The sequence below is a fragment of the Kitasatospora sp. NPDC048365 genome (assembly GCF_043200835.1).
GTDB classification, from domain to species: domain Bacteria; phylum Actinomycetota; class Actinomycetes; order Streptomycetales; family Streptomycetaceae; genus Kitasatospora; species Kitasatospora terrestris.
In genome coordinates this window covers 1-12,330 of sequence record NZ_JBICYJ010000087.1, presented here as the reverse complement: position 1 = coordinate 12,330, position 12,330 = coordinate 1, and the positions used below count along the sequence as shown (strand labels likewise).

At 73.2% G+C, this 12,330-nt stretch carries 9 protein-coding genes; 5 read left to right on the top strand and 4 right to left on the bottom strand.

Going from position 1 to position 12,330, the window contains the following annotated elements; genetic code table 11:
* Positions 1-89 precede the first annotated feature (89 nt).
* The 3 genes from ACGFX4_RS40700 to ACGFX4_RS40690 form a co-directional block, all read right to left on the bottom strand.
* Positions 90-287, bottom strand: coding sequence for a hypothetical protein (locus ACGFX4_RS40700; protein ID WP_393086164.1), 198 nt, complete (start codon positions 285-287; stop codon positions 90-92).
* 338 nt (positions 288-625) lie between these two features.
* Entirely contained in the window at positions 626-1,189 is a 564-nt protein-coding gene (locus ACGFX4_RS40695; protein ID WP_393086162.1) for an EF-Tu/IF-2/RF-3 family GTPase, read from the bottom strand.
* 41 nt (positions 1,190-1,230) lie between these two features.
* Entirely contained in the window at positions 1,231-2,016 is a 786-nt protein-coding gene (locus tag ACGFX4_RS40690) for a DeoR/GlpR family DNA-binding transcription regulator (protein ID WP_393086160.1), read from the bottom strand.
* 166 nt (positions 2,017-2,182) lie between these two features.
* On the opposite strand from ACGFX4_RS40690, the gene ACGFX4_RS40685 reads away from it, so the two are divergent.
* From ACGFX4_RS40685 to ACGFX4_RS40665, 5 genes are all read left to right on the top strand, one after another.
* Positions 2,183-3,145, top strand: a complete 963-nt coding sequence (locus tag ACGFX4_RS40685) for an ROK family protein (RefSeq protein ID WP_393086158.1) — start codon at positions 2,183-2,185, stop codon at positions 3,143-3,145.
* Positions 3,142-4,062 carry a 1-phosphofructokinase family hexose kinase gene (locus ACGFX4_RS40680; RefSeq protein ID WP_393086156.1) on the top strand — a complete coding sequence of 307 codons (921 nt, stop codon included), beginning with the start codon at positions 3,142-3,144 and terminating at the stop codon, positions 4,060-4,062. Before ACGFX4_RS40685 ends, ACGFX4_RS40680 begins: the two co-directional genes overlap by 4 nt.
* Before the next feature lie 233 nt (positions 4,063-4,295).
* On the top strand, positions 4,296-5,588 hold the full coding sequence (locus tag ACGFX4_RS40675; protein WP_393086154.1) for an ABC transporter substrate-binding protein: 1,293 nt from the start codon (positions 4,296-4,298) through the stop codon (positions 5,586-5,588).
* Between the two features lie 105 nt (positions 5,589-5,693).
* Complete coding sequence (locus ACGFX4_RS40670; RefSeq protein WP_393086152.1) at positions 5,694-8,168, top strand: RICIN domain-containing protein; 2,475 nt, start codon at positions 5,694-5,696, stop codon at positions 8,166-8,168.
* 194 nt (positions 8,169-8,362) lie between these two features.
* The gene (locus tag ACGFX4_RS40665; protein WP_393086150.1) at positions 8,363-10,162 is read left to right on the top strand and encodes a ricin-type beta-trefoil lectin domain protein; all 1,800 of its coding nucleotides are present in this window, start codon (positions 8,363-8,365) and stop codon (positions 10,160-10,162) included.
* 137 nt (positions 10,163-10,299) lie between these two features.
* On the opposite strand, the gene ACGFX4_RS40660 is transcribed toward ACGFX4_RS40665, so the two are convergent.
* On the bottom strand, positions 10,300-11,673 hold the full coding sequence (locus ACGFX4_RS40660) for a hypothetical protein (protein ID WP_393086148.1): 1,374 nt from the start codon (positions 11,671-11,673) through the stop codon (positions 10,300-10,302).
* Between the last annotated feature and the right edge of the window lie 657 nt (positions 11,674-12,330).

The following is a 12,330-nucleotide window of genomic DNA, read 5'->3' as shown; positions in this document are numbered from 1 at the left end:
TGGACTCCCTCGTCGGCGCCGCCGATGCACGCACCCCAACGACGCCCCGCCCGCCCTTCGGGCGGACGACGGGGGTTTGAAGACGGACCCTAGCCCGCTGCCGTGAAGGCGATGCCCACGGACCTGGAGGCGGCGGTGCGCTGCTGGGGGACGGCGGGCTGCGGGGGCGCCGCCGGTTCCTGGAAGGGGGAGCGCTGGACCGGGGGCAGGGGGTGCTCCTCGGTCAAGGGCTGGTCGGAGGAGGACTCCGAGAAGGGCTGCCACAGCGGGCGCCGGTCTGAGGTCATGATCACCAGTCTCCCGACTCCGCTCGCCGGGCCATGCCCGACACGGAGGCTCAAGGGCCGAAGGGATCGACTGCCGGGTGGTGGGGGACATGCTCCCCCGAGGGGACCCGGTCGGTCGCAGGGCAGCAGCGCAGGGGACAGGGCGCGGCTGCTCAGCCGGGCGGCCGTGGCCCGTGGGGCGAGGCCGCCGTTCAGGGAATGCTAGACCGGAACCCGGCGGTCGCCAAGGCCTTGACCTGCGTGCTTTCGGTCACGAAGCTGCATCCGCGCCCGCCCGCCGCCCCGCCGGCAGGTGCGTGACGGCCCGCCGCGGCGCTCGGCCGGGCCCGCGGGCGGGGTCATCCGAGCCGGGTGACGGTCGCCGTTCCGGCGGCGCGGGCGTGGTGGCGGAAGGCGAGGCGCTGCCCCGTCTCCAGGGCGACGGGGTGGTCGAGGGCGACGGTCACCGTGTCCTGGTGGAGCGGCTGCAGCGGGTCGGCGCCCGGGGGCAGGGTGACGACGCCGAGGACCGTGGCGGTGCGGAGGTGGAACTGGAGGCGGTCGCCGGTGCGCACCTCGGTGCCACCGTCCGCTTCGGACAGCAGGGCGAGGTCCGCGGTGAAGCGGTGGTGGGCGTCGATCGTGCCGGGTGCCGCGAGTACGTGCCCGCGTCCGACCGCCGTGCCGGCCGTGCCGTGCAGCAGGAGTCCGACGTGCATGCCGGCGGACGCCTCGTCGGCGTTCCGCCCGTGCAGGTCGATGCCGGTGACGTGGGCGGTCAGGCTGCGGTCCGGGCCGACGAGCTGCACCTCGTCGCCCGTGCGGACGCGTCCGCGCTCGATCCGGCCGGTCGGCATGGTCTGCCGCCCTCGGCGGAAGACGTCCTCGACCGGCATCAGGAACGGCTCCTCGACGGCGCTCACCCGGAACACTCCCCCCAACGGTCTCCGCGGACCGGGTCGGCTCAGACGCAGATGACCTCGACGCCCTCGGCGACGAACTGTTCGACCAGCTCGTCCGGGGCGTCCTTGTCGGTGACCAGGGTGGAGATCCGCTCGACGGCGCAGACCTGGGCGAGGGCGCGGTGGCCGAGTTTGGTGGAGTCGGCGACGACGATCACGCGTTCGGCGCGTTCGGCCAGGGCGCGGTTGACCTCGGCCTCGCCCTCGTCGTGGGCGAAGGCGCCGCCGACGGGGTCGACGGCGTTGACGCCGAGGAAGGTGAAGTCGAGGGAGAGTTCGCGCAGGACGAGCGGGGCCAGCGGGCCGGTGAGTTCGAAGGAGGTGGCGCGGGCGACGCCGCCGGTCATCACGGTCTTGACGTAGGGCCGGACGGCCAGCTCGGCGGCGATGTTGACGGCGTTGGTGACGACGGTGAGGCCGATCTCGTCGATGTACTCGGCGAGGTCGGTGCGGACGGTGAGCTCGCGGGCCACTTCGGAGGTGGTGGTGCCGCCGTTGATGCCGATCACGGCGCCGGGCGGGACGAGGCGGGCGGCGGCTTCGGCGATGCGCTGCTTCTCGCCGGCCTGGCGGGCGGTCTTGTAGCGCAGCGGCAGGTCGTACGCGGCTCCGCCGAGGACGGCGCCGCCGCGGGTGCGGGTGAGGAGTTGCTGGCGGGCGAGTTCGTCGAGGTCGCGGCGGACGGTCGCGGTGGAGACCTCCAGCAGCTGGGCGGCCTCGGTGACGTCGATGCTGCCGCGCTCGCCCAGGACGGCGAGCAGCCGCGTCCACCGCTCGTTCGTGCCCATCGTCACTCCTCAGGTCCGTGAGTGATCAAGCCTAGCCGCGGCCGGTGCCGGCCCTGCGCCGAATGTCGTGGTGGATGCGGACCCGAGCACCCCTTACCCGATCTTTGCTCGAAGCTGCGCATTCGAGCTATAACCTCTGCATATTCGAGCATATGGAGGGGATTCCATGACCGGTCCCGTCACGGTGGCCGCCCTCGACGTCGGCGGCACGTCCATCAAGGCATCGATCCTCGACGCGTACGGGGCCGTGCTGCACCGCGAGAGCGTGGTCACCGGAGCCAGGGACGGGCGGGACGCCGTCACCGAGAACGTCCTGGCGCTGGCGCGGAGGCTGGTGGACGGCTTCGGGTGCGCGGCCGTGGGCATCGCGCTGCCCGGCACCGTCGACGAGGCCGCGGGCACCGTGGTCCGGTCGGCCTGCCTCGACTGGCGGGACGTCCCCGTCCGCCGCTGGGTCGAGGACGAGCTGGACGTCCCGGTGGCGATCGGGCAGGCCGTGCGCGCCGGCGCCCTGGCGGAGGCCGGGCTCGGCGCCGGGCGGGGCTGTCCCTCCTTCCTCTTCGTGTCGGTCGGCACCGGGATCGCCGGGGCGGTCGTGCTGGACGGCCGTGCGGAGCAGGGCGCCGGCGGGGGCGCGGGCGGGATCGGCCACCTGGTGGTGCGCCCCGGCGGCCCGGAGTGTGCCTGCGGTGGCCGCGGCTGCCTGGAGAGCGTCGCCTCCGCCGCGGCCGTCGCCGGCCGCTACCGGGCGGCGGGCGGGGCCGCACCGGGCGGGCCGGTGTCGGCGCAGGAGGTGCAGTGGCGGGCCCGGGCGGGCGACGCGCTCGCCGAGGCGGTCTGGCGGGACGCGGTGGCCGCGCTCGCCGACGGGCTGGCCGCGGCCGTGACCGTCCTCGACCCGCACTGCGTGATCGTCGGCGGCGGCCTGTCCCGGGCCGGCGCCGCGCTGTTCGCCCCGCTGCGCCGGGCCTTCGCCGACCGGCTCGCCTTCCGGTCCGCGCCCCGGCTCGTGGCGGCCGGGCTCGGCGACCGCGCGGGCAGTCTGGGGGCCGGGCTGCTCGCCCTGGACCTGCTGGGCCACCCCCTGGAGGCCCTCGACCCCGTCTCCGCTGCGGGCGGGCTCGGATGATCCTCACCGTCACGCCGAACGCGGCGCTGGACGTGACCTACCGGGTGGCGCGGCTGGAGCAGGGCGGCAGTACCCGGGTCACCGCGGTGGACGAGCGGGCCGGCGGCAAGGGTGTCAACGTCTCCCGGGTGCTGCAGGGGCTGGGCGTGGACACCGCGGTCAGCGGCTTCGCGGGCGGCGCGACCGGCCGGGCGGTGCGGACCGATCTGATCGTCGCCGACCTGCCCGACGCGATGGTGGGCATCAGGGCGGAGACCCGGCGGACGGTCGCCGTGGTGGACGAGGGCGCGGGTACCACGTCGGTCCTGCTGGAGCCGGGCCCGGAGGTCGCGGCGACCGAGTGGGCCGAGCTGGTGGTCCGCTTCACCGGCCTGGTGAGGTCGGCGAAGGCCGTGGTCCTGTCCGGCAGTCTGCCGCCCGGCCTGCCCGTCGACGCGTACGCGACGCTGGTCAGGATCGGCCGCGCCCACGACCGGCCGGTGGTGCTCGACACCGACGGCGAGCCGCTGCTGGCCGCGCTGCAGGAACGCCCGACGCTGGTCAAGCCCAATGTCGAGGAACTCCTCGCCGCGACCGGGGAGACGGACCCCCGGGCGGCGATCTCGGCGCTGCGGGCGGCGGGTGCGCAGAGCGTGGTCGCCTCGATGGGGGAGGACGGCCTGATCGCCGTGGCGCCCGGTGAGGCGTGGCAGGCGGGCCCGCCGTCGCGGGTGGCCGGGAATCCGACCGGTGCCGGTGATGCGGCCGTCGCCGCGCTGGCGGCCGGTCTGGCCGCCGGCACCCCCTGGCCGCGGATGGTGCGCCGGGCGGTGGCGCTGTCCGCCGCGTCCGTCGCCGCGCCGCTCGCCGGCAGCTACGACGCCGAGCTGTACGGCCGGCTGTGCAGGCGCGTGGTCGCGCGTCCCTTCGCGACCTGACGGGCCGGACGGGGGTCGGCCCGGCCCAATGGTGCTGGAAGTTGCACAGATTGTGCCATGACCGCGCATCTCTGCGCACCCACCGGTGGTGCACGACCTGTGGGGCGAAGCGCGCACGTTCAAACATCCGAGGCGCCTCATCCATGCATCATTTTGGTCGAACGTGTTGACATCTGCGCGCAATCGGGCTGGATACTGCACGAAACTGCAGCGAGCCGAAGGATGTCCCGCCCGTGAGCACCAAGCCCGGCCTCCATGGCCTCCTCTCCGCCCTGGCGGCGCTGACGCTCGTCGCCGGTGCCACCGCGTGCGGGGCGCAGGACGGCGACCACCGCGTCACGGTCGCCTTCTGGGGCTGGGCGCCCGGCTATCCGGAGGCCGTCGCCCGGTACAACGCCACCCACCCCGGGATCCACGTCGAGTACACGACCGTCGCCCCCGGCAGCCAGGGCGGCTACGAGGCGGTCCAGGCCTCGGTGAAGGGCGGCAAGGCGCCCTGCCTGGTGCAGATGGGCTACGAGTCGCTGCCGAGCTTCGCCTCCGACGGCCTCGTCCAGCCGATCAGCGACGAGGTGCTCGGCACCCGCGTCTACTACTCCGAGACCGCCTGGCAGCAGGCCACCGTCGCCGGCGAGATCTACGGATTCCCGGTGGACGTCGGCCCGATGGCGCTCTACTACCGCAGCGACCTCTACGCCCAGTACGGACTGGAACCGCAGCGCACCTGGCAGGACTTCGCCACCGACGCGGCCCGCCTCCACCAGGCGGCCCCCACCCGCTTCCTGACCGCGTTCACCCCCGACGACCCGTGGTGGTTCGCCGGACTCGCCGCGCAGGCCGGCGGCAGCTGGTTCGACGTCAAGGGCCGCTCCTGGCAGGTCGACACGGCCGACCCGAACAGCGCGAGGTTCACCGCCTACTGGCAGTCGCTGCTCGACAAGGGCCTCGCCAAGTCGGAGACCGCGTTCAGCGACGGGCTCTTCGAGGACCTCCAGAACGGCACGCTCGCCGCCTTCCCCGGCCCGGTCTGGTTCTCCAGCCTGCTGGCGCAGAAGTCGCCCGCGGCGAGCGGCAAGTGGGCGGTCGCACCGATGCCCCGGTGGACCGCGGGCGACACCGCCTCCGGCTTCGACGGCGGCTCCGCCACCGCCCTGCTGAAGGGCTGCGCCGCCGCCCGGCCCGCCCTGGACTTCGCCAACTGGCTGAGCAGCGACCGGGATTCGCTCCAGATCCTGGTCGACAGGGCCGGCATCTACCCGGCCGCCGTGACCGCCGACACCCTGCCCGCGCTGAACCGGCCCGACCCGTACTTCGGCAACCAGCCGATCTTCGGCGTCTTCCGCGACGGGCTGGGCCGCACCAACTGGACCTGGGGGCCGGTGATGGCCGACACCTCCAAGGCACTCAGCACCGAACTCGGCAAGGCCGTCACCACCCGCACCCCGCTCAGGTCGGCGCTGCAGGCCGTCCGCGACCGGACCGTGGCGGCGATGCGCGGCAAGAACATCGAGGTCGCCGCCCGATGACCCCTGCACCGCCGAGGCCCCGCCGAGGTGCCCGCGCCCCGCCGGGCCGGACGCACCACCTCATCCCCCACACCCCCACGCAGGTGCACCATCAAGGAGTACCCGATGATCCCCCAGCTCCGCAGGCCGCTGGCGGCAGCCGTCGCCACCGCCGTCCTCGCCCTGACCCCCGGCCTGGCCACCCCCGCCTCCGCGACCCCCGCCTCGGCGACGTACACCGTCACGGTCGGCTCCCCGGTGCCGTTCCCCAACCCGACCGACACCCAGGCGACGCCGTACATCGACAAGGACGGAACGTTCTACTACCAGCAGTCGGCGGCGCTGTACGGCGCGACCGAGCACCGGCAGTGGGACTTCTACACCGGCTCCAACTTCGACACCGCGACCAAGTCGGCGTCGCTGAGCGGCTACGTCAACCCGGCCAACTCCCAGGACCGCAACGACGACACCACCTGGCGCTGCAACAACAGCCCGACCGGCCTGAGCGCGAGCTACGACCCCGGCAGCACCACCCACTCCGAGCGCAACTACTGCGACCTGGCGGGCCTGTGGGTCGACCCGGACACCGGCAACTGGTACGGCCTGGTCCACAACGAGTTCACGCCGGACCCGCTCGACGCCGGCGACGACCTGCACTACGACGCGATCGACTACGCCCTCTCCACCGACCAGGGCAAGACGTGGACGATCAAGGACCACGTGATCACCTCGCCGTACAGCACCACCCGCGGCGACACCACTGCCTTCCCCAACCAGACCTACTACTACGGCGACGGCGACCAGCGCCTGCTGGTCGACACCGCGTCCGGCTACTTCTACGTCTTCTACGGCTCCCGCGTCGTGGACAAGGGCGTGGGCTGGAGGGCCTACCACGAGCACGTCGCCCGCGCGCCGATCTCCGGCAAGATGGCGCCGAGCTCCTGGCAGAAGTGGTACAACGGCGCCTGGAGCGAGGCCGGCGTCGGCGGCCGCGAGTCCAACATGGTCCCGGTGAACGGCTCCAGCACCACCGGCTACACCCCCACCACCGGGGAGTACAAGCCGACCAACACCGGCACCACCGCCCAGCAGGTCGCGGCCGGCACCGCCCCGGCGACCTCGCCGCTGTTCGTCATGGACGTGACCTTCAACGCCTACCTCGGCCTCTACGTGGGCCAGCCCCAGGCCGTCGACCAGAGCCGCAACGCCCCGCAGCAGTACTACGTCACCGACAACCTGGCCACCCAGAAGTGGTACCTCGCCGGCGACACCGGCAGCTACCACACCGCCTCCTGGTATCGCTGGTTCCTCGACGGCGTGAACAGGACCGGCTCGCAGATCGTCGGCAAGGACTTCCGCACCTACTGCGCGTTCGGCTGCGCGGGCACCTCCTCGGGTGAGTACGTGCCGGTCACGCTCAACTCCTCCTCGCCCGCCACGGCCCCGTTCGACCTGACCAAGGCCTACCGGATCGCCAACGGCAACGGCCGGGTCCTGGCCCAGGTCTCCGGCAACACCACCACCACCTCCCAGACCAGCACCGGCAACGCGCTGGAGAACTGGGTCTTCAGCTCCATCGGCGACGGCTCCTACCGGATCGCCAACGCCTCCACCGGCCAGCTGCTCGGTGTCGACTCCACCGCCAACGCGGGTCGCGCCTGGGGCGCCAAGCCCACCGCCACCACCGTCGGTGGCAGCGGCCCGACCGTCGGCCAGCAGTGGTTCGTCATCGCCGGCACCGGCACGGACAACACCCCCAACGGCACGTACAAGCTGGTCAACCGCTACAGCGGCCTGGTGCTCGGCCTGTCCGCCACCTCGGGCCGGCTCGCCGAGACCACCCCGACCCGCAGCTGGAGCGACTCCGGCAACACCGTCGGCGCGTCCCGTACCGCCGCCGAGCAGACCCTGACCCTGACCGCGGTCGGGGCCGCCCCCGAGACCGTCTGGGTGAACAACCCGGGCGGACAGGCCACCAAGGTCAACACCGCCGTCTCGCTGCAGATCGGCGGCGCCGACACGGCCGGCAAGAGCCTGACCTACAGCGCGACCGGCCTGCCCGCCGGGCTGTCGATCAACTCCGCCGGTCTGATCTCCGGCACGCCGACCACCGCCGGGTACTCCTCGGTCACGGTCACCGCGTCCTCGGGCACCGCGAGCGGTTCGACCACCTTCGGTTGGGCGGTCAACCCGGTGCTCAGCGGCTCGCACACCCTGATCGCCTCCGGCAAGGCGCTCGACGACCCGAACCACTCGACCACGCAGGGCACCAAGCTCATCACCTGGGCCCCCAGCGGCGGCGCGAACCAGCGCTGGGTCTTCACCCAGCAGACCGACGGCTCGTACCAGATCGTCAACGGCGAGTCGAACCTCTGCATGGACGTCGACGGCGGCTCCACCGCACCCGGCACGGCGATCATCCAGTGGGCCTGCACCGGTGGCACCAACCAGCGCTGGATCGTGAACGCCGTCTCCGGCGGCTACACGATCACCTCGCAGAAGAGCGGTCTGCTGCTGACCACCGCCTCCACCGCGGACGGCGCCCCGGTCACCCAGCAGGCGGACACCGGCTCGGCCCTGCAGCACTGGGCCATCGGCTGATCCCACCCCTCCCACCGACGGGACCCGCGGACACGTCCGCGGGTCCTGTTCCGCGTTTTACGCCGGGGCTCGACGAAATCCGTCGTGTCACGCCTCTTGACGCGGGCCCACCCGCTGCCCAACCCTTGCTCAAAACTGATTGATTCACGCTCGTTAGAATCAAATTCAAGCACACATGCACGCTTGGGAGCAGCATGAGATGGCACCACCGCATGGCCGGAATCTGCTCGGTCGCGGTCCTCACCGCCGGCCTCGTCTCGTCCTTCGACACCCCGGCCAGGGCTGACAGCACCGCCGCCAACACCAGCACCCCGGTGGGGGTGAAGCCGATGATGGGCTTCAACAACTGGGCCCGCTTCACCTGCGCCGCCCAGGCCCGCCTGGACGGCACCCGCGACGGGTACTCCTTCCAGCAGTTCATGCAGGACCAGGCCAAGGCCATGAAGGACACCGGCCTGGTCGCCGCCGGGTACACCAACCTGACGGTCGACGACTGCTGGATGCAGCGCACCAGCGCCGGCTACCTGCACGGCGCCGCCACCTGGGGCGGCAGCAGCCAGCCCGGCTTCGACTGGGAGCTCAACGCCTACGCCGACTACGTGCACAGCCAGGGCATGGAGGCCGGCCTCTACAGCACCTCCGGCGTCAACACCTGCCAGGGCGTGCCCGGCGGCGTCATGGGCCACGAGCAGGCCGACGCCAACTCGCTGGCGTACTGGGGCGTCGACTCCATCAAGCTCGACAACTGCGGCACCAACCAGAGCAACCGCCAGACCGAGTTCACCACCTTCGCGAACGCCCTCAAGACGGCCACCGCGAACACCAGCCGCAAGATCCTCTTCAACGAGTCCGCGCCCGCCGGGTACGGCCCGACCAGCGCCGAGAAGTACAACTCCCTGGAGTGGGTCCGCAGCCTGGGCCAGATGTGGCGGGTCAGCCCCGACATCCAGGTCTGGCACGCCAACCAGCCGAACACCGGCTGGGACTGGCAGCACGGCGCCGACTACTACGAGGGCGGAATCCTCCAGAACTTCGAGGACACCGTCTCCATCGCCCGCTACAACGGCCCCGGCAACCACAACGACGCCGACATGCTGCTGATCGGCGACAACAACCAGCTCACCCTCGCCGAGCAACGCAGCCAGTTCGCGCTCTGGTCGGCGATGGGCTCGCCGCTGATGATCACCAGCGACGTCCGCAAGATGGCCGCCGACCCGGTCACCTACGCGCCGCAGCTGAACATCCTCAAGAACGCCGACATCATCGCCGTCGACCAGGACACCACCGCCGGCGGCTACCTCGCCGCCCGCGACGGCGCCACCACCACCGCCGGCACCGAGGTCGTCGTCAAGCCCCTCGCCGACGGCTCGCGCGCCGTGGTCGTCGTCAACAAGAACGCCACCGCGACCAGCTTCACGCTCGACCTCGCCCGCGTCGGCTTCACCAACACCGGCTGCACGCGCACCGCCAAGGACCTGTGGAACCACACCACCACGCAGGTCACCGGCTCCCTCACCACCACCATCGGCGCCCACGACAACGCGATGTACACCATCGCCCCCGGCAGCTGCGGCGCCGCACTCCCCACCGGCCAGATCCAGGCCGCCCAGCCCGGCTTCCAGGCCTACGCCTACTGCCTCGACGCCTACAACGGCGCCACCAACGGCACCACCGTCGGCCTCTGGGACTGCCACAGCGGCAACAACCAGCAGTGGCAGCGCCAGACCAACGGCCAGATCACCTCGCTCGCCTCGCCCGGCCTCTGCCTCTCCGGCGAGTCCACCGGCCTGAAGCTGCGCACCTGCGCCGGCGGTGACAGCAAGCAGATCTGGACGTACACCCTGGCCGGCCAGCTCAAGGCGGGCGGCGTCTGCGCCGACATCGCCGGCGGCACCGTCAACGACAAGACCAAGGCCGTCGCCACCTACACCTGCGGTACCCACCAGGCCAACCAGACCTGGAGCGCCCCCTTCGCCACCCCGCCCACCCCGTAACCACCTGCCCGCCCCGCACGGCGGACAGGTCCCCCCACGGCCCGGTACGGGCACCGCCACAACGGCGCTGCCCGCACCGGGCCCCGGCCATGTCCCCGGGGCGAACCTTCGTAGCCTTCCTCCGGACCGGCGGCGGGTCAGCGGCGGCTGCGGGGGCGGGTGTGGGGCGAGAGATCGGTCGGCAGGCCGTGTGCGCGGAGGGCGGCGAGTGCGCTGCGGGCGCGGCTCTCGTCCTGGGCGAAGACGGCGGCGAGCAGGGCACCGTACAGCTCGGGATCGGCGTGCACCTCCGCGGCGAAGGCGCCGATGTCGGCAGCCTGGCGGAGTCGCACCACCTCGCCGACCAGGCCGCGGGCGAGCGTGCGGTCCAGCGCCAGGGCCACTGCCGCGACGTCGGCGGTGGGCCGCCCGGCCGCCTGTCGGAGCAGGCTGCGGATGTCCGCGGCTCGGCCCGACTCCCAGAGCCGCAGCGCGAGTTCGGCGAGTTCGTGGGCCGGGGCGGAGGCCCATTCCCAGAGCAGGGTCTGCCCGTCCGCCGACTGACCGGTGTCCTCCAGGGCGGTCAGCAGGGCGGGCAGCGCGGCTGCCGGGGTCGACCACAGTGCGTGGAAGAGTACGGCGGCCTCGTCGGTCTGCCCGGAACGGCGGAGCTCGGCGAGCGTTCCGGCCGCCTGCCCGGCGGCGCTGTGGGCGACCGACCGGGCCAGGTAGTCGGCCGAGCCCGCCGGGCCGCCGGTGCGCAGCAGCGCGACCAGCCTCGCCACGTCGGCGGGGGCCAGGGTCACGGCGGCCTGGGCGACGACGGCCGCGGACTCGTGGGCCGCGCCCCGGCGATGGAGCTCGCTCACCCGCTGGGCGAGCGCGGCGAGTTCGCCGGGTGAGCGCAGCGGGGTCGCCGGCACGGCCGGTTCGGGGTGGGGCGGGTCCGCGGGGAGTGCGCCGGTGGGCCGGGGCGCGGCGTCGGTGTGCTGTGCGTCCGGGGGCGAGGCCTGGGCGCCGCCGAACCGGGCGCCGCGCAGGGGCTGGGCCGCCTCGACCGGGGGGAGGACGGGCTCGGCCTCGGGCTCGTGCTGGTAGACGCCGCCGAAGCGGGCCCCGGTGGGGCGCTTGCGGGCGGGCTGCGCGGGGCGGGCGGGCCGGGCGGTCGTTGCGCCGGTAGCGGGGGAGTGCGGCGCGGGCCCGGCAGCCGGCGGGTGCCGGTGGACGGTCTCGGCGGTGGCGTGGGCGGAGGAGTGCCGCTCGGACAGCAGCCGGTCCTCCAACGCGAGCAGCCGGTCGCTGAGTTCGAGGCACCGCATGCCCAGCCCTTCGCGGAGGGTCTGGGCCTGGGCCAGTTGCCGCAGGAGCTCCTGGTCGGGTGAGGCGGGCGATCGGGCGTAGTCGGCGCGGGCGGCCTCGGTGAGCCGTCGCTCCCGCTGCGCCGCGAACTGCCGGGCCCGCAGCAGTTCGTCCAGCTCCGCGCGGAGTGACTGGACGTCGGCCGGGTTCGGCCCCAGTTCCTGTACCGTCATCAGGCCCTGACCTGACCTCTCTGCCGGAGGCGTCCCGACTCGCCTCCCGCGATGGACTGGGGGACATCCTGGCCTCGCCGTACGGCGGACGCGTTACGGAAGTGAGTCCGGGCCATTTCGACGCCGACGGCGGGGCGGTGGGGTGTGCCGCCGCGGTCCCGGCTGATGCGCCGTCGGGCGCCGTTGGTGCAGAACGGCGCCCGACAGCGTGCGGAGGTCTGCCGACCCTCTTCGGCGGACGCTCCGGCGTCCCGCGCGGCCCCGGGGGATTCCGGCGTTCCGCCACGTCGTCGTGGCGGCTGCTGCCGGGTACGGGCCGGGCGGGGGATCGGGTGGGTGGGGGAGGGACGCGCTGCCGGTGTCCCGGGAGTTGGAGGGGACACCGGCAGCGCCGGCGAACGGTCGGCCGACCCTCACCGGCCACCGTCCGGACGTCCCACCCGCGGCCGGGGACCGGACCGTCGCATGCCTAGTGACGGCCCCCGGACGGGAGCGGGAGCTGGTGGACTGCCGCCGGCCCGATGTCAGGGCCCGGCCGGCGGCAGTCCGGTCTGGTGGTGCGTCAGCTCTCGCTGTCGGTGGTGGGGAGTTGGGCCTGGATGAGGTTCATGACGGTGGAGTCGGCGAGGGTGGTGGTGTCGCCGATTTCGCGGCCCT